Source organism: Stenotrophomonas aracearum, from assembly GCF_031834615.1.
Lineage (GTDB): Bacteria > Pseudomonadota > Gammaproteobacteria > Xanthomonadales > Xanthomonadaceae > Stenotrophomonas > Stenotrophomonas aracearum.
The window spans coordinates 1,545,583-1,565,947 of record NZ_CP115543.1; the positions used below are offsets into that span (position 1 = coordinate 1,545,583).

The window sequence follows — 20,365 nt, forward strand, 5'->3', positions numbered from 1 at the left end:
AGGCGGTCCGTGGGCCGGCCAACGGCCGGCGCTACCGTGTCAGAACCACTTCTGAAACAACTCCGTCAGGTACTGCACCAGCTGCCCCGAGCTGAAGCTGAAGAACAGCACCGCTGCGATCGCGCCGATCCAGTTTACCAGCATCAGCGTGCCGTCCCGTTCCAGCAGCGCCAGCGAGAACAGCAGCAGCTGGAATCCGAACAGATAGTTGGTGAACGGGATCGGCAACGACAGCAGCACGCCGGTCAGGATCAGCAGCAGCCCGGTGAATGCATGCGCCGGCAACGGCACCAGGAACCACGAACGCCGCGGCTTCAACATGCGGTCCAGGCGCCGCAGTGGCCCGTCGATCCGGGCCAGGAACCGGTGCATGGTGCCGCGCCGCGGCCCGCGGTTGGCGATGAAGGCCGGCAGCCAGGGACGTCGCATCCCGCACAGCATCTGCGCGCCGATCAGGATCACCAGCGGTCCACTGACCGCGCCGCCGATGCCCGGAATCGGGATGAACGACGGCAGGATCGCCACGAACAGGAAGACCCCGAACGCGCTCTGCTGCAGGCCCTGCAGGATCTGGCCAAGGCGCAGGCGCTCGTCCGGATCGCCATGGTCGAACATCGCCAGAAGGGTGCGGATGCCCTCGTTCTGGTACTCGGGCCGGCGCTGGTCCGGCCCCGACGGCGGATCAGCCGGTGAGTTCATCGCTCTCCTCTTCGGCCAGTGCGCGCATCAGCAGCTTGTCCACGCGCGCGCCGTCCAGGTCGACGATCTCGATGCGCCAGCCGGCCCAGTCGAAGTACTCGCCCGCATGCGGAATGCGGCCGAAGTAGTGGATGCACATGCCGGCCAGCGTGTAGTAGTCGCCGTCCTCGGCATCGGGCAGTTCGGCATTGCCCATCAGTTCGCGCAGGTCTTCGATCGACAGCGAGCCGTCCACCAGCAGCGAGCCGTCCTCGCGGGTGACCACCAGGGCGTCCTCGTCGACGTTCTCCACCGACTGCATGCGGCCGACCACCGCGCCCATCAGGTCGCTGATGGTGACCAGGCCCTGGATCTCGCCGTATTCGTCCACCACCAGCGCCATCGACTGCTGCTCTTCGCGGAAGATTTCCAGCAGCTTCATCGCATGGGTGGATTCGGAGACGTACAGCGGCTCGCGCAGCTGCTGGAACAGGGAGTGCTCGTCGCGCACCAGGCGGGTGACCAGGCTCTTCACTTCGAGCACGCCGACGATGTCCTGGTCGTTGCCGCGGTACACCGGATAGCGCGAGAACTCATGCTCGCGCATCGCCGCCAGGTTCTTCTCGGCGTCGGCCTGGGTGTCCAGCCAGGCGATGCGGTTGCGCGGGGTCATCAGGCTGTCGGCGGTGCGGTCGCCCAGGCGCATCACGCGGTTCATCATGTCGCGCTCGTGCGCGTCGATCACGCCGGCCTCGTGGCTTTCGGCCACCAGCATGCGGATCTCTTCTTCAGTCACGCTGGCCGCTTCGTCGCTGCCCAGGCCGAGCAGGCGCAGGACCAGGCGGGTGGTCTTGGACAGCAGCCAGACGAACGGGAAGGCCAGCTTGGCCAGCCAGCTCATCGGCAGGGCCACCAGGCCGGCGATGTCCTCCGAACGGGTCAGGGCCAGGCGCTTGGGCACCAGTTCGCCGAAGATCAGGGTGACGAAGGTGATCAGCGTGACCGCCAGGCCCTTGCCGACCAGTTCGGCATGGCCGAAGCCGGGCATCAGGCCCTTGATCCAGCTGGCGATGGCCTCGCCGATGGCGTCACCGCCGAGCAGGCCGGTCAGCACGCCGATCACGGTGATGCCGATCTGGACGGTGGAAAGGAAGCTTTCGGGCTTCTCGGACAGCTCCAGGGCCTTCGCGGCACGCTTGGAGGAGCCGGCCATCTGCTTCAGGCGGCTCTTGCGCGAGGTCATGACCGACATCTCGGACATGGCGAAGAACCCGTTGAGCAGGATCAGGGCGAAAACAAGCAGGATCAGTTCAAACACGGGCGTCGTCCCCGGTTGGTGGCAGGGAGGGCGTGTTCAAGCGGCGGCGGCTACCGGGCCAGGTCAGGCCTGGCCGGCGCGGCGGGGGGTAAGGGTCGTCGTCCATAGAGTGCACCCGAAGGTGCCCGCGCATCTTAACAAAAGCCGGGGGGAGGGAAGCAAACAGGGTCGTTCAGGGAGCCCGGAGACGGTGTGAAGACGACGGGAGTACCCAGTTTGGACATCAAACCGTCATAATTCCGCCCGGTGCCGTCCTTCCTCGACGGCGAATAGGTTTCTCAATGTTCTCTCTGCAGACCATTTTCGGCTCCGGCAAACAGTTCTACACCCTGCTGGACGAGGCTGCCCAGGCCGCCCACGACAGCGCCAAGGCGCTGCATTCGATGCTGCGCGAAGCGGACCGCCAGCCGGCGCTGGACGCGTTCAAGCTGGCGCGCCTGCGCGAGCGCGCGGCGTCGGACAAGATCAGCCAGGCGCTGGTGGACAGCTTCATGACCCCGATCGAGCGCGAGGACATCGAAGCGCTGGGGTCGGCGCTGTACAAGATTCCCAAGCAGGTCGAGAAGTTCGCCGACCGCTACTCGCTGGCGACCAAGCACCTGGAGCACATCGACTTCGCGCCGCGCGCGGCGATGCTGGAGCAGGCGGCCAGCGTGGTGGTGGAGATGGTCAGCGACCTGCGCCACATGAACCTGGACCGGATGACGGCGCTCAACGAGAAGCTGCGCGCGCTGGAGAACGAAGCGGACCGGCTGATGCTGGAGCTGTACCGCGACATCTATTCCGGTCGCCTGGACAACCTGCAGATGTTCCTGCTCAAGGAGTTCTTCGAGATCCTGGAAAAGGCCATCGACCGCTGCCGCGAGGCGGGCGTGGTGGCGTACCAGATCGTGCTGAAGAACAGCTGACGGACGCCACAGCATGCTGACCCTCGTTCTGGTGGTGATCCTGGCCGCGCTCGTCTTCGAGTTCATCAACGGCTTCCACGACACCGCCAACTCCATCGCCACGGTAGTGGCGACCAAGGTGCTCTCGCCCGGCTGGGCGGTGATGCTGGCCGCTTTCATGAACCTCATCGGCGCGCTCACCGGCACGGCGGTGGCACTGACCATCGCGTCGGGCCTGATCAACACCAACGTGGTCGACGTGACGCCGCAGGTGATCCTGTGCGCGCTGCTGGGCGGCATCATCTGGAACCTGATCACGTGGTGGAAGGGACTGCCGTCCTCGTCCTCGCACGCCTTGATCGGTGGCCTGTGCGGTGCGGGCCTGGCAGCGGCGCACAACAACTGGGACGCGCTGATCTGGTCCGAGCGGATCGGCACGTGGGCACAGAACAAGGGCCTGCTGTGGAAGGTGTTCCTGCCGATGATCACCTCGCCGATCGCGGGCTTCCTGCTCGGCATCCTGGTGATGCTGCTGCTGTGGGCGATCATCGCGGGCATGGCCAAAGCCGGTGGCTGGCTGGGCCGGATGGCACGGCCGCGCATCGTCAATGCGTTTTTCGGCAAGGCGCAGATCGTGTCGGCGGCCTACATGGGCTTCGCGCACGGCCACAACGATGCGCAGAAGACGATGGGCATCATCGCGATGACGCTGATCGGCGCGGAAGCGACCGGTGCGTTGAACGACCTGCCGTCGTGGCTGGCGTTCATGCACCCGGACGCGCACGCGGGCGAGGGAATCGCGATGTGGATCGTGCTGACCTGTGCGGTGGTGATGGCGGCCGGTACGGCGTCGGGCGGCTGGAAGATCATCAAGACGCTGGGCCACAAGATGGTCAAGCTGCATCCGATCCACGGTTTCGCGGCGGAAACCAGCTCGGCGACGATCCTGACCCTGGCCGCGCACTTCGGCATGCCGGTCTCGACCACGCACAGCATCTCCACCGCGATCATGGGCGTGGGTTACGCCAAGAACCCGCGCTCGCTGCGGTTCGGCGTGATCGAGCGCATCGTCTGGGCCTGGATCCTCACCATCCCGGCCGCCGGCGGCTGCGCCTACCTGATCCTCAAGCTGTTCGAGCTGTTCGGCTGGGCCTGATCGGTCTGGTCTAAGCCACAAAAAACCCGGCTCCGGCCGGGTTTTTTGTGTTCGACCCGGTAGTGCCGTCCGCCGGCCGGCTCCCCGGATTGCATGAGATCCGGTAGAGCCGGGCTCTGCCCGGCTCGCTGTTGGATTATGGCGAACAGCTGCAGGCTGCGAGGTTCGCCTGGTCAGGGCCGTCGGGTGCGGGTTTGTGGGGGACGCTGCAAGTACGTCCATGTAAGCTCATCGCCGCATCTATGCGGCTCGTGCCCCCTCAAACCCACCCCCGCCGACCCTCCGATAGTGTGTCGCGGGCCATGGGGAAAGCCAGTGCCGACCGTTGGTCGACACGTCGGCCAACGGCCGGCGCCCGCGTTTCCCGTGGCCACCGGCCAACTGTCAAAGGGTCGCCCGGGGTCGGTTTGCGGGGGACTCGGCGCCATGGATGGCGTCCGCGTAGCCCCCATGGATGGGTTTACGGCGACCCCGCAAACCGGCACCGGGCGGCCCAAGCCAGGGACACGGTGCGCCTGCGGCTGTTCGCCTGAATCCAACAGCAGCCGGGCAGAGCCCGGCTCTACGGATCGACTGCAATCCATCGCACCCAACAAAAAACCCGCCGAAGCGGGTTTTCCGTATTCCTCAGACTTCCAGCGAAGCCAGGTCGCCCTTGTTCTCCAGCCACTGCTTGCGGTCGCTGGCGCGCTTCTTGGCCAGCAGCATGTCCATCAGCGCGCTGGTCTGCTCGCCGTCGTCGATGGTCAGCTGCACCAGACGGCGCGTATCCGGGTGGATCGTGGACTCGCGCAGCTGCTGCGGGTTCATTTCGCCCAGGCCCTTGAAGCGCGTCACGCTGACCTGGCCCTTGATCTTCTCGCGCTCGATCTTGTCCAGCAGCGACCGCTTTTCTTCCTCGTCCAGCGCGTAGAACACCTGCTTGCCCACGTCCACGCGGAACAGCGGCGGCATCGCCACGAACACGTGGCCCGCGTCCACCAGCGCCGGGAAGTGCTTCAGGAACAGCGCCGTCAGCAGCGTCGCAATGTGCAACCCGTCCGAGTCCGCGTCCGCCAGGATCACCACCTTGCCGTAACGCAGCCCGGTGATGTCCTCCTTGCCCGGATCGCAGCCGATCGCGATCGCCAGGTTGTGCACTTCCTCCGACGCCAGCACGCTGCCCGACGACACCTCCCACGTGTTCAGGATCTTGCCGCGCAGCGGCATGATCGCCTGGAAGTCCTTGTCGCGCGCCTGCTTGGCACTACCGCCCGCCGAGTCGCCTTCCACCAGGAACAGTTCCGTGCGCGACAGGTCCTGGCTGATGCAGTCCGCCAGCTTGCCCGGCAGGGCAGGGCCCTGCGTGACCTTCTTGCGTACCACCAGCTTCTCGGTCTTCAGGCGCGCACTGGCACGCTCGATCGCCAGCTGCGCGATCTGCTCGCCCAGCGCCACGTTCTGGTTCAGCAGCAAGCTGAAAGCGTCATGTGCCGCGCCTTCCACGAACCCCGCTGCCTGGCGCGACGACAGCCGCTCCTTGGTCTGCCCGCTGAACTGCGGGTCGGTCATCTTCAACGACAGCACGAACGAGACCCGGTCCCAGACATCTTCCGGGGCCAGCTTCACCCCGCGCGGCAACAGGTTGCGGAAGTCGCAGAACTCGCGCAGCGCCTCGGTCAGGCCCGTGCGCAGGCCGTTCGCATGCGTACCGTGCTGGGCAGTCGGAATCAGGTTCACGTAGCTTTCCTGCACCAGCTCGCCTTCCGGCAGCCACGCCACCGCCCAGTCCACCACCTCGGTGTCCTTCTTCAGCGATCCCACGAACAGGTCCGCCGGCAGCATCTCGCGCTCGCCCAGCTCCGCCTTCAGGTAATCGCTCAGGCCGTCCTCGAAATACCAGGTGTCCTGCTCGTCGGTGGCCTCGTCGCGCAGCTTCACCGTCAGGCCCGGGCACAGCACCGCCTTGGCGCGCAGCAGGTGGCGCAGCGCCCGCAGGTTGTACTTGGGCGTATCGAAGTACTTCGGGTCGGCCCAGAAGCGCACCCGGGTACCGGTGTTCTTCTTGCCGACGCTGCCCACCACTTCCAGCGGCGTGGCACGGTCGCCGTTGCGGAACGTGATGCGGTGCTCGCTGCCCTCACGCTTGATGTGCACTTCCACCAGCGTCGACAGCGCATTGACCACGCTCACGCCCACGCCGTGCAGGCCGCCGGAGAAGGTGTAGTTCTTGTTGCTGAACTTGCCGCCCGCATGCAGCCGGGTCAGGATCAGCTCCACGCCCGGGATCTTCTCTTCCGGGTGGATGTCCACCGGCATGCCCCGGCCGTCATCGCTGACCTCGCAGCTGCCGTCCTTGTACAGGGTGACCTCGACCGTCCGGGCATGCCCGGCCAGAGCCTCGTCCACGGCGTTGTCGATCACTTCCTGCGCCAAGTGGTTCGGGCGGGCGGTGTCGGTGTACATGCCGGGACGGCGCTTGACCGGGTCCAGGCCAGACAGGACTTCAATATCGGCGGCGTTATAGCGGGTGTTCATCGGTCTTCAGATTGCGCAAAGCGACGGCGAAGTTTGCGGTCTGGGCGGCTTTTTTGCACGCCACACGTTCAGGGGGCGGCCGAATACCCCGCGATAGAATGGCCACGTACCACCCCAGCCATAGCGAGGAGACCTCCCCATGAAGAAGTTCCTGACCATCGTCGCCATTGCCGCCGCCGTCGTGGCCGTGCCGCTGGCCATGGCCCAGAACGCCGGACAGGGCCAGTCCACCGCGCAGCAGGGCGACCAGGCCGAGGCCAAGGCCCAGTCCGAAGCCGACGCCAAGGCCAAGCGCCGTGCCGCTGCCACCGCCGAAATGAAGGCCAAGGGCCAGCAGGCACCGCAGCAGGAAGAGGAAGAAGAGGCCAAGAAGAAGCGCTGAACCCGCTTCCTGGCCTCCCAGACGCCCCGGCTTGCCGGGGCGTCTTCGTTCCTGCCCCTTGGGCTTGGGCGCTTCACTCTGTAAACTATCGCTTTCCGGGAGCAGTACGTGTCATCCATCAGCGAATGGACGGGTCCGGTCGTGCGCGACCGCCCGCAGGGCAGGCAACAGGTGACGGTCCCCTTGGCGACCGGCACGGCCCTCCCGACCTCGCAGGATGCCCCGGCGCGTGACCTCTCCGCCGCCGCCCCGATCCACCCCGATTCCCTCTTCACGTCGTCCGCCGCCTTGCGCGCCGGCGTCGTTTCCCCCTTCCTGACAGGACACCTCCAGCCATGACTCCCTTGATCTTCGTAACCGGCGGCGTGGTTTCCTCGCTTGGCAAAGGCATCGCCGCCGCCTCGCTGGCGTCCATCCTCGAAGCCCGTGGCCTGAAGGTCACGATGATGAAGCTCGACCCGTACATCAACGTCGACCCCGGCACCATGAGCCCGTTCCAGCACGGCGAGGTCTACGTGACCGACGACGGCGCCGAAACCGACCTCGACCTGGGCCACTACGAGCGTTTCGTGCGCACCCGCCTGAGCCGCAAGAACTCGGTCACCACCGGCCGCATCTACGAAAACGTGATCCGCAAGGAGCGCCGCGGCGACTACCTGGGCGCCACCGTGCAGGTCATTCCGCACATCACCGACGAAATCCGCCGCTGCATGGACGAGGCCACCGAAGGCTTCGACGTCGCGCTGGTCGAGATCGGCGGCACCGTCGGCGACATCGAATCGCTGCCGTTCCTCGAAGCGATCCGCCAGGTGCGTACCGAACGCGGCCCGGAAAAGGCACTGTTCATGCACCTCACCCTGGTCCCGTACATCGCCGCCGCCGGCGAGCTCAAGACCAAGCCGACCCAGCACTCGGTCAAGGAACTGCGCTCGATCGGCATCCAGCCGGACGTGCTGCTGTGCCGTTCCGAACAGCCGGTGCCCGAGTCCGAGCGCCGCAAGATCGCCCAGTTCACCAACGTCTCCGAACGGGCCGTGATCAGCGTGCCCGACGTCGACGTGCTGTACCGCATCCCGATGGGCCTGCACGAGCAGGGTCTGGATGAGATCGTCATCAACCAGCTCAAGCTCGGCGACAAGGCCGGCCCGGCCGACCTGCACGAGTGGGAAGCGGCGGTCGACGCCACCCTGCACCCGCTGGACGAAGTCACCATCGCCGTGGTCGGCAAGTACGTCGACCACCAGGACGCATACAAGTCGGTCGGCGAAGCGCTCAAGCACGGTGGCCTGCGCCAGCGCACCAAGGTCAACCTGAAGTGGCTGGAAGCGCAGGACCTGGAAGGCACCGACATGGCCGCGCTGCAGGACGTCGACGGCATCCTGGTGCCGGGCGGCTTCGGCGACCGGGGCTTCGAAGGCAAGGTGCTGACCTCGAAGTTCGCCCGTGAGGAAAAGATGCCGTACTTCGGCATCTGCTACGGCATGCAGGCCGCCGTGGTCGACTTCGCCCGGAATGTGGTGGGCCTGGAAGGCGCCAACAGCACCGAGAACGACCGCCAGTCGCCGAACCCGGTGATCGGCCTGATCACCGAATGGCGCACCGCCACCGGCGACGTCGAAAAGCGCGACGACAAGAGCGACCTTGGCGGCACCATGCGCCTGGGCCTGCAGGAGCAGCGCCTGAAGCCGGGCACGCTGGCCCGCGAGCTGTACGGCAAGGACGTGGTCGCCGAGCGCCACCGCCACCGCTACGAGTTCAACAACCGCTACCGCACCCAGCTGGAAGATGCCGGTCTGGTGATCGCCGGCAAGTCGATGGACGACACCCTGGTCGAGGTGGTGGAACTGCCGCGCGACCAGCACCCGTGGTTCCTGGCCTGCCAGGCGCACCCGGAATTCCTGTCCACCCCGCGCGACGGCCACCCGCTGTTCATCGGCTTCATCAGCGCGGCACGCCAGCGAAAAGCGCAGCGAACTGCTGCATAATCACGACGCTTGTTTCACGCGCCGCCGGAAGGGCGGCGCGTTTCCCTTACCGACTGGAAATTGGCCCGCCATGACCGCGATCCGCAGCATCCACGCCCGTGAAATCCTCGACAGCCGTGGCAACCCCACGCTGGAAGCCGAAGTCACCCTGGAGGACGGTTCGTTCGGCCGCGCCGCCGTGCCGTCGGGTGCGTCCACCGGCACCAAGGAAGCGGTCGAGCTGCGCGATGGCGACAAGACCCGCTACCTGGGCAAGGGCGTGCGCAACGCGGTCAACAACGTCAACACCACCATCGCCTCCGCGCTGAAGGGCTTCGACGCCGCCGACCAGGAAGGCCTGGACCGCCGCCTGATCGACCTGGACGGCACCGAGAACAAGGGCCGCCTCGGCGCCAACGCGCTGCTCGGTGTTTCGATGGCCAACGCCCACGCCGTGGCCGCCTCGAACAAGCAGGCGCTGTGGCAGTACCTGGCCCACGGCCGCGACGTGACGCTGCCGGTGCCGATGATGAACATCATCAACGGCGGCGCGCATGCCGACAACAACGTCGACTTCCAGGAATTCATGGTGCTGCCGGTCGGCTTCACCTCGTTCTCCGAAGCGCTGCGCGCCGGTACCGAAATCTTCCATTCGCTCAAGTCGGTGCTCAAGGGCCACGGCCTGAGCACGGCGGTGGGCGACGAGGGCGGCTTCGCCCCGGACTTCCGCAGCAACGTCGAAGCGCTGGACACCATCCTCGAAGCGATCGGCAAGGCTGGCTACACCGCCGGTGAAGACGTGCTGCTGGGCCTGGACGTGGCCTCCAGCGAGTTCTACGAGAATGGCAAGTACAACCTGGTCGGCGAGAACAAGCGCCTGACCTCCGAGCAGTTCGTCGACTTCCTGGCCGACTGGGCCGCGCAGTACCCGATCATCACCATCGAAGACGGCCTGGCCGAGAACGACTGGGCCGGCTGGAAGCTGCTCACCGACCGGATCGGCAAGCAGGTGCAGCTGGTCGGCGACGACCTGTTCGTGACCAACCCGAAGATCTTCAAGGAAGGCATCGAGTCCGGCACCGCCAACGCGATCCTGATCAAGGTCAACCAGATCGGCACCCTGACCGAGACCCTGGAAGCGATCGCGATGGCGCACAACGCCAACTACGCCGCCGTGGTCTCGCACCGTTCGGGCGAAACCGAAGACACCACCATCGCCGACATCGCCGTGGCCACCACCGCCACCCAGATCAAGACCGGCTCGCTGTGCCGCAGCGATCGCGTGGCCAAGTACAACCAGCTGCTGCGCATCGAGGAAGCCCTGGGTGCCGGCGCGCGTTACGCCGGGCGTGACGCGTTCGTTTCGCTGAAGCGCTGACCCGCATGCGCAACTGGCGCTGGCTGCTGCTGGTGCTCGCGGTACTGCTGGCATGGCTGCAGTACCGCTTCTGGTTCGGCCCGGGCAATTCGGGAGAAGTGATGACGCTCGAAGCCCAGGTCGAAGCCCAGAAGCGCGACAACGAAGGCCTGCAGCAGCGCAATGACGCGCTGGCGGCCGAGGTCAAGGACCTCAAGGAAGGCGAGGCCGCCATCGAGGAACGCGCGCGCAGCGAGCTGGGGATGATCAAGCCCGGCGAGAAGTTCTACCGCGTGGTCGAAAACGCCCCGGTGGCGGCGCCGCGCGCGCCGACCCAGGTTGCCGACCCGAACGCGCCGCACCAGGAAGTGCCCTGATGGGCAGCGTCTGGGCCGTGGTCCCGGCCGCTGGCCGTGGCACCCGTTTCGGTGGACCGGTGCCCAAGCAATACCTGGTCGCCGGCGACCGGGTACTGCTCGCCCACACCCTGGAAGCGCTGCTCTCGCACCCGGTCGTGGCCGGGGTGATGGTGGTGATCGCCGAAAATGACGCCGACTGGCCGGGCTGGCAGTCGGTGGCCGACAAGCCGATCCTGACCTGCACCGGCGGTGCGACCCGCGCCGAATCGGTGCTGGCCGGTTTGCACGCGCTGCCCGACAGCGTGCGCGCCGACGATTTCGTGCTGGTCCACGACGCCGCGCGGCCGAACCTGGCCGCCGCCGACCTGGGCCGCCTGCTGGAAGTGGGGCGCAACGACCCGGTCGGGGCGATCCTGGCCGCGCCGGTGCGCGACACCCTCAAGCGTGCCGGCGACGACGGCGGCATCGACGGCACCGAGCCGCGCGCGCGCCTGTGGCGTGCGCTGACCCCGCAGCTGTTCCGCCGCCACCAGCTGGCCCGCGCGCTGCAGGACGCGGCCGGCGCCGGCGTCGAAGTGACCGACGAGGCCATGGCGATGGAGCGGCAGGGGCTGCGTCCGTTACTGGTCGAGGGCAACGAAGACAACTTCAAGGTCACCACCCCGGCCGATCTGTCACGTTTCGAATTCGAGCTGTGGCGCCGCGGGGCCTGAGTCCGCCGCGCGTCGCCCATTACTGCAGGTTTTTGCCATGAACACCCCGTTTCCACCCGTCCGCATCGGCCAGGGTTATGACGTCCACGCCTTCGGCGAGGGCGACCACATCATGCTCGGCGGCATCCGCGTCGACCACAGCTGCGGCGTGCTCGCCCACAGCGATGGCGACGTGATCCTGCATGCGCTGTGCGACGCCATGCTCGGCGCGCTGTCGCTGGGCGACATCGGCCAGCACTTCCCGCCGTCGGACATGCGCTGGAAGGACGCCGACAGCAGCCGCTTCCTGGAACACTGCAACAGCCTGCTGCGCGAGCGCGGCTGGCAGGTCGGCAATACCGACATCACCGTGATCTGCGAACGCCCCAAGGTCGGCCCGCACGCGCTGGCGATGCGCGAGCGCATTGCCGGCGTGCTCGGGATCGCGCTGGATGCGGTCAGCGTCAAGGCCACCACCTCCGAAAAGCTCGGGTTCACAGGGCGCGGCGAAGGTATTGCCGCGCAGGCTGTCGTGCTGCTGGTGGCGCTGTGATTCCGCTGCCGCTGGCGTTCGGCGCGCCGCTGCTGCGCGCCGACATCCGCACCACGCCCGAGGATTTCCAGGTCGACGAACTGCCCGCGTTCGAGCCGAGCGGGGAGGGCGAGCACCTGCTGCTGACCATCCGCAAGCGCGGCGCCAACACCGTGCACGTGGCCAAGCTGCTGGCCAAGTGGGCCGGCCTGCCCGAGATGGGGGTCAGCTTTGCCGGCATGAAGGACCGCCATGCGGTCACCACCCAGCGTTTCAGCGTGCACCTGCCCAAGCGCGTTGCACCGGACATCGCGGCGTTGGCCTCCGACGAAGTGGAGGTGCTCGAGTCGACCTGGCACAACCGCAAGCTGCAGCGCGGCGCGCTGGCCGGCAACCGGTTCCGGCTGGTGCTGCGCAACGTGCAGGGCGAGGCGAAGGCGATCGACGAGCGTTTGTCGCTGATCGCCGCACGCGGGTTGCCGAACTGGTTCGGCGAACAGCGCTTCGGTCGCGACGGTGGCAACGTGCCGGCTGCGCTGGCGATGTTCGGCGGCCGCCGGATGCGCCCGGACCAGCGCTCGCTGCTGCTCTCGGCTGCCCGTTCGGCGCTGTTCAACCAGGTGTTGGCCGAACGCGTGGCGCAGGGCAACTGGGACACGCCGCTGGACGGTGAAGTGTGGATGCTGGACGGCAGCCGCAGCGTGTTCGGGCCCGAACCGTGGACCGACCTGCTGGCCGACCGCCTGGGCCGGTTCGACATCCATCCGAGCGGCCCGTTGTGGGGCGAAGGCGAGCTGCGCAGCAGCGGCGACGCCGCCGCGCTGGAGCTGGGGGCGATCAGCGACGAGCAGTCATTGCAGCTGCGCGCGGGGCTGGAAGGTGCACGGTTGAAGCAGGAGCGGCGCGCGCTGCGGCTGCGACCGGCGAACCTGCAGCATCGTTGGCTGGAAGCGGACGTACTGGAGCTGACGTTTGCGCTGCCGCCGGGGTGTTATGCGACGGCGGTGCTGCATGAGCTGGGCCCGGTGAATGACGTTGCCGGGGTGTCGGCCTCGGAGTGACGGCGCAGCCACGCCCTGCGTGGCTGCTCCGCCCGAATTACCTGTTCGCCAACAACACCAACACCGCGCCGGTCCCGCCTTGCCCCGCCGGCGCCGAATGGAACGCCAGCACGTCGTTGCGCTGGCGCAGCAACCGGTCCACCAGGTTCTTCAACACCGGTGCACCGCCGTCGGACTGCAGCCCCTTGCCATGGATGATCCGCACGCAGCCATGCTCGTGCGCGTGCGCCTCGAGCAGGAACTGGCGCAGCAGGGTCTCGGCCTGGGCCACGGTGGCGCCGTGCAGGTCCAGCTCGTCCTGCACGGAATACTGGCCACGCTTGAGCCGCTGGAACATCCGCGCCGGCAGGTTGTCGCGCCGGTAGCTGGCGGTGTCGCCTGCCTCCAGCGGGCTGCTGTCGCGCAGCAGCCGGGCGAACTCCCCGCGTGCCGCATCTTCGTCCTGTTCGGCCATCCGTGCGCGCGGCTTCGGCCGCGGCGTGGCCGGCGGCGCGGCGACCGGTTTGCGCAGCGGCGTGACCTCGCCGATGGCCGCGCGGAACAGCGCCGCCGGATCTTCGTCTTCAGGATGTGACATGCGTACAGCCTAATGCCCCGGATCGGCCCTGCCTACCTCCCGGCGGGGTAGGCCGATCTGCCCGCTTGCGGCACAATAGCTGACGCACTTGCGCGGTCGGTGATCCCGGAACGGGTGAAGGCCGGCCCCGCCAACGCTGGAAAGTGATGGAAATGAAGTCTTGAACAATCAAGCGGTTAAAACCCCGATGCGGATCCTGGTCAGCAACGACGACGGTGTCGACGCGCCGGGCATCAGGATGCTCGCCACGGTCCTGCGCGAGGCCGGCCACGACGTGATGGTGGTCGCCCCCGACCGCGACCGGTCCGGTGCCAGCAACTCGCTGACCCTGGACCTGCCGGTGCGGGTCAAGCGGATCGACCACTACACCTGCTCGGTGGCCGGCACCCCGACCGACTGCGTGCACCTGGCCCTGACCGGCATGCTCGAGTACGACCCGGACATCGTGGTCTCGGGGATCAACAACGCGGCCAACCTGGGCGATGACGTCATCTATTCCGGCACCGTCTCGGCGGCGATGGAGGGGCGTTTCCTCGGCCTGCCAGCGGTGGCGATGTCGCTGGTCTCGCACAACCACGACCCGCGCAACTTCGAAACCGCCGCGCGCGCGGCGGTCGAGATCGTGACCCGGCTCAAGGCCGACCCGCTGCCGGCCGACACCATCCTCAATGTCAACGTGCCCGACCTGCCGTGGGCGGAGGTGCGTGGCTTCGAAGTCACCCGCCTGGGCAACCGCCACCGCGCCGAAGGCTGCATCGCCCAGCGCGACCCGCGTGGCAATGAAGTGTTCTGGATCGGCCCGGCCGGGCGCGAACAGGACTCCGGCCCGGGCACCGACTTCCACGCGGTGCGCAACGGCTACATCTCGATCACCCCGATCCAGGTCGACCTGACCCGCTACCAGGCGCTGGAAAAGGTCGCCAGCTGGGTCGGCGGCCTGACCGCCGCGCTGGACCGCCCGGCATGAGCCAGCGCCTGCGCCTGCAACCCGAAGCGGTCGGGATCGGCATGACCTCGCAGCGCGTGCGCGACCGACTGGTCGAACGCCTGCGCGAAAGCGGCATCGTCGACGAAGCCACCCTCAATGCGATCCGGGTGGTGCCGCGCCACCTGTTCATCGACGAGGCGCTGGCCTCGCGCGCCTACGAAGACACCGCATTGCCGATCGGCCACGGGCAGACCATCTCCCAGCCGTGGGTGGTGGCGCGGATGACCGAAGCCGTGCTGCAGTCGGCCCCCAAGCGCGTGCTCGAAGTGGGCACCGGTTCGGGTTACCAGGCTGCCGTGCTCGGCGCGCTGGGCCTGGAGGTGTACACCGTCGAGCGCATCGGCGACCTGCTGCGCCAGGCGCGCAAGCGCTTCCGCGCGCTTGGCATGAACATCCGCAGCAAGCATGACGACGGCCGTGTCGGCTGGGCCGAGCATGGCCCGTTCGACGCCATCGTGGTCACCGCCGCAGCGTCGGCACTGGTCGACGCACTGGTCGAGCAGCTGGCCGTCGGCGGGCGCCTGGTGGCGCCGGTGGGCGGGCCGGGCGCGCAGTCGCTGATCCAGCTCACCCGTCGCGAAGACGGCAGTGTCGAACAGCAGGTACTGGCACCGGTCACGTTCGTGCCGCTGCTGTCTGGCATGCTGGACTGATTCCAAGGAGCGTTGCGTCATGAAGATTTTCGGTCCGCTGTACGAGCGGGCAATGAAGTGGGCCGCGCACGAGCGCGCCCCGACCTACCTGACGGTGCTGAGCTTCATCGAGGCGATCATCTTCCCGGTGATGCCCGAAGTGATGCTGGCACCGATGTGCGTGGCCCAGCCAAAGCGCGGCTGGTGGTTCGCCACGCTCAGCCTGGCTGGCTCGATGGTCGGTGCGCTGGTCGGCTACGCGCTGGGGCACTACGCTTTTGAAGCGATCAAGCCCCTGTTCGCGGCGATGGGCATGCTGACCAGCATCGAAGGCGGCATCGCCATCGTGCAGGCCAAGATGGCTGAGTCGCCGTGGGCGGTGTTCACTTTCCTGGTGCTGGGCGGCTTCATGCCGATCCCGATGAAGGTCTTCACCTGGGCATCGGGTATCGTCGGCGTGCCGCTGCCGCAGTATTTCCTGAGCATGCTGATCGGTCGCGGCAAGCGCGTGTACGTGCTGGCTGCGGTGATCCGCATCGGCGGCGCACGTGCCGAAGCCGCGCTGCGGCGCTGGATTGAACCGCTGGGCTGGATCGCCACCGTACTGGTGGTCGGTCTGGTGGCCTGGCTTGTATGGAGGTCGAAGTTCGCATGAGTGCTGATCGTTTGAACGGAAGCGCGCGCCTGGCCGCGCTGCTGCTGGTGGTGTCCACGCTGAGCGCCTGCGGCACCGCCACCGTGGTCAAGCCCTCCGGTGGCCGCACCGCGCACAGCACCCCCCAGACCTCGGTGGCCAAGCCCGGCCATACCGCCGTGGTGCGCCGGGGCGACACGCTGTACGCGCTGGCACGCATCCACAACATCACCCCGCGCGACCTGGCCGCCTGGAACGGGCTGGCCGAGCCGTACACCATCTACCCGGGCCAGAGCCTGCGCCTGTATCCGGGCGGCAGCCCCGGCCGCGCCCCGACCACCGTGGTCACCGCGCCGCGCCCGGGCAACGCCGCCATCCCGGCGCCGGCACCCACGCCGTCTCCGACCACCGCGATCAAGAGCAACATCAGCTGGCGCTGGCCGGCCGATGGCGCGCTGGTCGGCCGTTTCGTCGGTGCCGACGTCACCAAGCAGGGCGTGGACATCGCCGGCAGCAGCGGCCAGCCGGTGCGGGCGACCGCCGCCGGCGTGGTGGTGTACTCCGGTGCCGGCCTGGTCGGCTTCGGCGAGCTGATCATCGTCAAGCACAATGACCAGTGGCTGTCGGCCTACGGCCACAACCGCAAGCGCCTGGTCAACGAAGGCCAGAGCGTCAAGGCCGGCGAGCAGATCGCCGAAATGGGCCGCACCGGCACCACGCGCGACATGCTGCACTTCGAGATCCGCTACAACGGCAAGCCGGTGGACCCGCTGCTGTATCTGCCGCCGAGGTAATGGCGGTGGGCGCAGCCACGCAGGGCGTGGCTCCACCGCCGAGAATCCCCCTCGGTAGAGCCACGCCCTGCGTGGCTGAACCGCCGACCAGACATCAAAAAGGCTGCCATCGGCAGCCTTTTCTGAACGAAATCACCTATTTTCAGCCGGCCAGCAGGATCGCCGCGGCCACTTTCCGGCCTTCGCTGGCCAGCAGGTTGAAGGTGCGGGCAGCGGCCGCATTGGTCATCACTTCCAGGCCGATGCCACGGGTCAGGCACGCGCCCAGCACCGCCGCGGACGGGAACTGCTGGGTCGCCCCGGTTCCAAGGATCACCAGCTCCGGCTCTAGCGCCAGCACCGGCGCCAGGTCCTCCGGGACCAGCGCATTGGCACTGGCCGCCACCGGCCAGGTTTCCACCAGCGTATGCGGGGTCAGGATGAAGCTCTGGCCCAGCTCGCGGGTGCGGACCTGCTCGCGGTCCTCGATGACCACCGAACTGCTGCCGACAGCGCGGAACGCGTAGGCATAATCCGGAATTTCGTGGTGCAGCTGCATGCCTGGCTCAGCCGCGCGGCAGCACGATCTGGCGCTGTTCCTTGCTCGGGCGGTACAGCACGGCGGTATGGCCGATGCGCTGCACCAGCGCGCTTTCGGTGGCCTGGACCAGCTCGGCGATCATCGCGTCACGGGTATCGCGGTCTTCCGCACCGACCTTGACCTTGACCAATTCATGGCGTTCCAGCACCTCGTTCAGCTCGGCCAGGAAGGCCGGCGTGATCCCCTTGCCCCCGATCTGCAGCAGGGCTTTCAGGTCATGGGCCTGGCCGCGGAGGAAGCGGGTCTGGGAGGAGGTGAGCTGGGTAGACATTCAGGAACAAGCGGTTAACTGGGGCGATCAGGGTATCATGACCACCCCGTCTGGCCCTATTTCCAATGGCTTCCCGCAGCAAAAGCAGTCAACGCTGGTTGAAAGAGCACTTCGCCGATCCCTTCGTGAAGAAGGCCCAGGCCGAAGGCATGCGCTCGCGCGCGGCCTACAAGCTGGAGGAGCTGCTCGAGCGCGACCGGCTGCTGAAGCCGCACATGGTGGTGGTCGACCTGGGCGCCGCCCCGGGCGGCTGGTCGCAGCAGGTGCGGCGCCAGATCGGCGCTTCCGGTCGGGTACTCGCGCTGGACATCCTGGAGATGCCGCCGCTGGCCGGCGTCGAGTTCCTTCACGGCGACTTCAGGGAGCAGGCCGTCCTATCGCAGTTTGAAGCCATGCTCGGGGACACCCCGGTAGACCTTGTGCTCTCGGATATGGCCCCCAATAAGAGTGGAGTGGACGCGGTCGACCAGCCGCGGATGATGCACCTGGCCGAGCTGGCGATGGAGTTTTCCGACAACCATCTCAAGCCGGGTGGCGCGTTCCTGATCAAGCTGTTCCAGGGCGTGGGCTTTGACGACTACGTGCGCGAGATGCGGCGCCGGTTCGACAAGGTCGTGATCCGCAAGCCTGAAGCCTCCCGTAAGCGCTCGCCCGAGGTGTACGCCCTGGGGCAGGGCAAACGCGCCCAGATCAAGTAAGCTCAACCATACCAATAGCGTCAGGCATTAGAGGAACACCGGAGCCAATGAGGATGAACGACTTGACCAAGAACCTCCTGCTGTGGGTGGTCGTCGCCGTGGTGCTCATGGTGGTGTTCCAGAGCTTCTCGCCGAAGACCTCCGGCGCCGGCGCCCAGGGCTCGACCTATTCGCAGTTCCTGGACCAGGTGGACAGCGGCAACGTGCAGAAGGTCACCTTCAGCGGCGACCTGCGCAGCGGCACCAACCAGCTGACCTACACCACCCGTGGCGGCCAGTCGGCCACCATCAACGCACCGCTGGATCGCGACCTGATCAACGTGCTGCGTGGCAAGAACGTGGAAATCGTCCAGGAAGAGCCCTCCAGCGGCATCTCGCTGGGCGCGATCCTGATGAATTTCCTTCCGGTGATCCTGATCATCGGCTTCTGGCTGTTCATCATGCGCCAGATGCAGGGCGGTGGCGGCGGGGCCAAGGGCGCGATGTCCTTCGGCAAGTCGCGCGCCAAGTTGCAGGGCGAGGACCAGATCAAGGTCACCTTCGCCGACGTCGCCGGGTGCGACGAAGCCAAGGAAGAAGTCGGCGAACTGGTCGACTTCCTGCGCGATCCCACCAAGTTCACCAAGCTGGGCGGCAAGATCCCGCGCGGCGTGCTGATGGTCGGCCCGCCGGGTACCGGCAAGACCCTGCTGGCCCGCGCCATCGCCGGCGAGGCCAAGGTGCCGTTCTTCTCGATCTCCGGTTCTGACTTCGTGGAAATGTTCGTCGGCGTCGGCGCCAGCCGCGTCCGCGACATGTTCGAACAGGCCAAGAAGCAGGCCCCGTGCATCATCTTCATCGACGAAATCGACGCTGTCGGCCGCCACCGTGGCGCCGGCCTGGGCGGCGGTCATGACGAGCGCGAGCAGACCCTGAACCAGCTGCTGGTCGAAATGGACGGCTTCGAGGGAGGCGAGGGCGTGATCGTCATTGCCGCCACCAACCGTCCCGACGTGCTGGACCCGGCGCTGCTGCGCCCGGGCCGCTTCGACCGCCAGGTCGTGGTCGGGCTGGCCGACGTCAAGGGCCGCGAGCAGATCCTCAAGGTGCACATGCGCAAGCTGCCGCTGGCCGACGACGTCGAGCCGATGGTCATTGCCCGTGGTACCCCCGGCTTCTCCGGCGCCGACCTGGCCAACCTGTGCAACGAAGCGGCGCTGTTCGCCGCACGCGGCAACGAAAAGGAAGTGCGCATGGAGCACTTCGACCGCGCTCGCGACAAGATCCTGATGGGTGCCGAACGCCGTTCGATGGCCATGAGCGAGGAAGAGAAGACGCTCACCGCCTACCACGAAGCCGGCCACGCCATCGTCGGCCGCCTGGTGCCCGAGCATGACCCGGTCTACAAGGTCACCATCATCCCGCGCGGTCGCGCGCTGGGCGTGACCATGTACCTGCCGGAAGGCGACAAGTACTCGATGAACCGCGTGGCGATCGAATCGCAGCTGTGCTCGCTGTACGGCGGACGCGTCGCCGAAGAGCTGATCTTCGGCGCCGACAAGGTCACCACCGGCGCCTCCAACGACATCGAGCGCGCCACCAAGATGGCCCGCAACATGGTCACCAAGTGGGGCCTGTCCGACGAGCTCGGCCCGATCGCCTATGGCGAAGAGGACGACGAGGTGTTCCTGGGCCGTTCGGTGACCCAGCACAAGAGCGTGTCCGACGATACCGCGCGCCGCATCGACGAAGTCGTGCGCAGCATCCTGGACAAGGCCTATGCGCGCACCACCGAGCTGATGAACGCCAACCTGGACAAGCTGCACGCGATGTCGCAGCTGCTGCTGCAGTACGAAACCATCGACGCGCCGCAGATCGACGCCATCATGGAAGGCCGCGATCCGCCGCCGCCGGCCGGCTGGGGCAAGTCCAACAAGGACGGTGGCAGCAACAACGACAAGGGCGGCGACGCCCGTCCGCTGCCGCCGATCGCCGGTCCTGCAGAGCAGATCTGACGATGAACCGATGACGCGCGAAGGCCGGGGCAACCCGGCCTTCATCGTTTCCGGGGTGTCGTTCCGGGCGACAATGGGGCTCCTGCCTGCGCGTTATTCCGGAGTTCGAGATGTCCACCCCACCGCCCCCGGTCTCCCACACCACCGAAATCGTGATCGCAACGGTGGTCGGCGCCGCCGTCGGCCTGATCAGCGGCAACTACTTCCTCGGCGGCGTCGCCGGCATCGTGCTCGGAATTGTGTTGAGCGTGGGCAAGACCCTGTACCTGGACCGCAAGCGCCGGCGTTGACGCC

22 protein-coding genes are annotated in these 20,365 nt (G+C 67.2%); 16 read left to right on the forward strand and 6 right to left on the reverse strand.

From position 1 onward, the window contains the following. Window positions 1-39: 39 nt before the first annotated feature. Together PDM28_RS07165 and PDM28_RS07170 are read right to left on the reverse strand one after the other, a co-directional pair. Window positions 40-699 carry an exopolysaccharide biosynthesis protein gene (locus tag PDM28_RS07165; protein ID WP_311184299.1) on the reverse strand — a complete coding sequence of 220 codons (660 nt, stop codon included), beginning with the start codon at window positions 697-699 and terminating at the stop codon, window positions 40-42. Continuing rightward, window positions 683-1,939 carry a hemolysin family protein gene (locus PDM28_RS07170; protein ID WP_425507656.1) on the reverse strand — a complete coding sequence of 419 codons (1,257 nt, stop codon included), beginning with the start codon at window positions 1,937-1,939 and terminating at the stop codon, window positions 683-685. The genes PDM28_RS07165 and PDM28_RS07170 overlap by 17 nt, the downstream gene beginning before the upstream one ends. Window positions 1,940-2,277: 338 nt before the next feature. On the opposite strand from PDM28_RS07170, the gene PDM28_RS07175 reads away from it, so the two are divergent. Both PDM28_RS07175 and PDM28_RS07180 read left to right on the forward strand, forming a co-directional pair. Beyond that, complete coding sequence (locus tag PDM28_RS07175; protein WP_070207259.1) at window positions 2,278-2,904, forward strand: DUF47 domain-containing protein; 627 nt, start codon at window positions 2,278-2,280, stop codon at window positions 2,902-2,904. Window positions 2,905-2,917: 13 nt separating this feature from the next. Continuing rightward, on the forward strand, window positions 2,918-4,039 hold the full coding sequence (locus tag PDM28_RS07180) for an inorganic phosphate transporter (protein ID WP_102945794.1): 1,122 nt from the start codon (window positions 2,918-2,920) through the stop codon (window positions 4,037-4,039). A 627-nt stretch (window positions 4,040-4,666) separates the two neighbouring features. Here the strand turns inward: PDM28_RS07180 and parE are convergent. After that, window positions 4,667-6,556, reverse strand: a complete 1,890-nt coding sequence (parE, locus tag PDM28_RS07185) for a DNA topoisomerase IV subunit B (RefSeq protein ID WP_102945793.1) — start codon at window positions 6,554-6,556, stop codon at window positions 4,667-4,669. Between the two features lie 139 nt (window positions 6,557-6,695). Between parE and PDM28_RS07190 the strand changes: the two genes are divergently transcribed. The 7 genes from PDM28_RS07190 to truD all read left to right on the forward strand — a co-directional run bounded on the left by PDM28_RS07190 (window position 6,696) and on the right by truD (window position 12,903). Next, on the forward strand, window positions 6,696-6,938 hold the full coding sequence (locus PDM28_RS07190; RefSeq protein ID WP_102945792.1) for a hypothetical protein: 243 nt from the start codon (window positions 6,696-6,698) through the stop codon (window positions 6,936-6,938). 335 nt (window positions 6,939-7,273) lie between these two features. Next, window positions 7,274-8,923, forward strand: a complete 1,650-nt coding sequence (gene pyrG / locus PDM28_RS07195) for a CTP synthase (protein WP_102945790.1) — start codon at window positions 7,274-7,276, stop codon at window positions 8,921-8,923. A gap of 70 nt (window positions 8,924-8,993) precedes the next feature. Beyond that, complete coding sequence (gene eno / locus PDM28_RS07200) at window positions 8,994-10,280, forward strand: phosphopyruvate hydratase (protein WP_102945789.1); 1,287 nt, start codon at window positions 8,994-8,996, stop codon at window positions 10,278-10,280. Between the two features lie 5 nt (window positions 10,281-10,285). After that, on the forward strand, window positions 10,286-10,636 hold the full coding sequence (gene ftsB, locus PDM28_RS07205) for a cell division protein FtsB (RefSeq protein WP_070207266.1): 351 nt from the start codon (window positions 10,286-10,288) through the stop codon (window positions 10,634-10,636). Continuing rightward, window positions 10,633-11,331, forward strand: a complete 699-nt coding sequence (gene ispD, locus PDM28_RS07210) for a 2-C-methyl-D-erythritol 4-phosphate cytidylyltransferase (RefSeq protein WP_311184666.1) — start codon at window positions 10,633-10,635, stop codon at window positions 11,329-11,331. The genes ftsB and ispD overlap by 4 nt, the downstream gene beginning before the upstream one ends. 37 nt (window positions 11,332-11,368) lie before the next feature. Beyond that, entirely contained in the window at window positions 11,369-11,863 is a 495-nt protein-coding gene (gene ispF, locus PDM28_RS07215) for a 2-C-methyl-D-erythritol 2,4-cyclodiphosphate synthase (RefSeq protein WP_070207267.1), read from the forward strand. Beyond that, window positions 11,860-12,903 carry a tRNA pseudouridine(13) synthase TruD gene (truD, locus tag PDM28_RS07220; protein ID WP_311184301.1) on the forward strand — a complete coding sequence of 348 codons (1,044 nt, stop codon included), beginning with the start codon at window positions 11,860-11,862 and terminating at the stop codon, window positions 12,901-12,903. The genes ispF and truD overlap by 4 nt, the downstream gene beginning before the upstream one ends. Before the next feature lie 37 nt (window positions 12,904-12,940). On the opposite strand, the gene PDM28_RS07225 is transcribed toward truD, so the two are convergent. Further along, window positions 12,941-13,480 (reverse strand): Smr/MutS family protein, encoded by a 540-nt coding sequence (locus PDM28_RS07225; RefSeq protein ID WP_102945786.1) that lies wholly within the window; start codon window positions 13,478-13,480, stop codon window positions 12,941-12,943. Between the two features lie 187 nt (window positions 13,481-13,667). Between PDM28_RS07225 and surE the strand changes: the two genes are divergently transcribed. Genes surE through PDM28_RS07245 form a run of 4 tightly spaced genes read left to right on the forward strand, consistent with a single transcriptional unit; the run spans window position 13,668 to window position 16,528 of the window. After that, on the forward strand, window positions 13,668-14,447 hold the full coding sequence (gene surE, locus PDM28_RS07230) for a 5'/3'-nucleotidase SurE (protein WP_070207270.1): 780 nt from the start codon (window positions 13,668-13,670) through the stop codon (window positions 14,445-14,447). Further along, the gene (locus PDM28_RS07235) at window positions 14,444-15,121 is read left to right on the forward strand and encodes a protein-L-isoaspartate(D-aspartate) O-methyltransferase (RefSeq protein WP_102945785.1); all 678 of its coding nucleotides are present in this window, start codon (window positions 14,444-14,446) and stop codon (window positions 15,119-15,121) included. Before surE ends, PDM28_RS07235 begins: the two co-directional genes overlap by 4 nt. 19 nt (window positions 15,122-15,140) lie before the next feature. Continuing rightward, a complete protein-coding gene (locus tag PDM28_RS07240) occupies window positions 15,141-15,755 on the forward strand; it encodes a YqaA family protein (protein ID WP_070207272.1) in 615 nt (204 codons plus the stop codon). Further along, window positions 15,752-16,528, forward strand: coding sequence for a peptidoglycan DD-metalloendopeptidase family protein (locus tag PDM28_RS07245; RefSeq protein ID WP_311184302.1), 777 nt, complete (start codon window positions 15,752-15,754; stop codon window positions 16,526-16,528). Before PDM28_RS07240 ends, PDM28_RS07245 begins: the two co-directional genes overlap by 4 nt. A gap of 142 nt (window positions 16,529-16,670) precedes the next feature. On the opposite strand, the gene PDM28_RS07250 is transcribed toward PDM28_RS07245, so the two are convergent. Together PDM28_RS07250 and yhbY are read right to left on the reverse strand one after the other, a co-directional pair. Next, window positions 16,671-17,066 carry an Mth938-like domain-containing protein gene (locus tag PDM28_RS07250; protein WP_102945782.1) on the reverse strand — a complete coding sequence of 132 codons (396 nt, stop codon included), beginning with the start codon at window positions 17,064-17,066 and terminating at the stop codon, window positions 16,671-16,673. Window positions 17,067-17,073: 7 nt separating this feature from the next. After that, a complete protein-coding gene (gene yhbY, locus PDM28_RS07255) occupies window positions 17,074-17,379 on the reverse strand; it encodes a ribosome assembly RNA-binding protein YhbY (protein ID WP_102945781.1) in 306 nt (101 codons plus the stop codon). A gap of 65 nt (window positions 17,380-17,444) precedes the next feature. Here yhbY and rlmE point away from each other — a divergent pair, with 65 nt between their 5' ends. From rlmE to PDM28_RS07270, 3 genes are all read left to right on the forward strand, one after another. Next, on the forward strand, window positions 17,445-18,077 hold the full coding sequence (gene rlmE / locus PDM28_RS07260; protein WP_311184303.1) for a 23S rRNA (uridine(2552)-2'-O)-methyltransferase RlmE: 633 nt from the start codon (window positions 17,445-17,447) through the stop codon (window positions 18,075-18,077). A 53-nt stretch (window positions 18,078-18,130) separates the two neighbouring features. Then, complete coding sequence (gene ftsH, locus PDM28_RS07265; protein WP_311184304.1) at window positions 18,131-20,071, forward strand: ATP-dependent zinc metalloprotease FtsH; 1,941 nt, start codon at window positions 18,131-18,133, stop codon at window positions 20,069-20,071. Between the two features lie 110 nt (window positions 20,072-20,181). Next, entirely contained in the window at window positions 20,182-20,361 is a 180-nt protein-coding gene (locus PDM28_RS07270) for a hypothetical protein (RefSeq protein WP_070207278.1), read from the forward strand. Window positions 20,362-20,365: the final 4 nt, after the last annotated feature.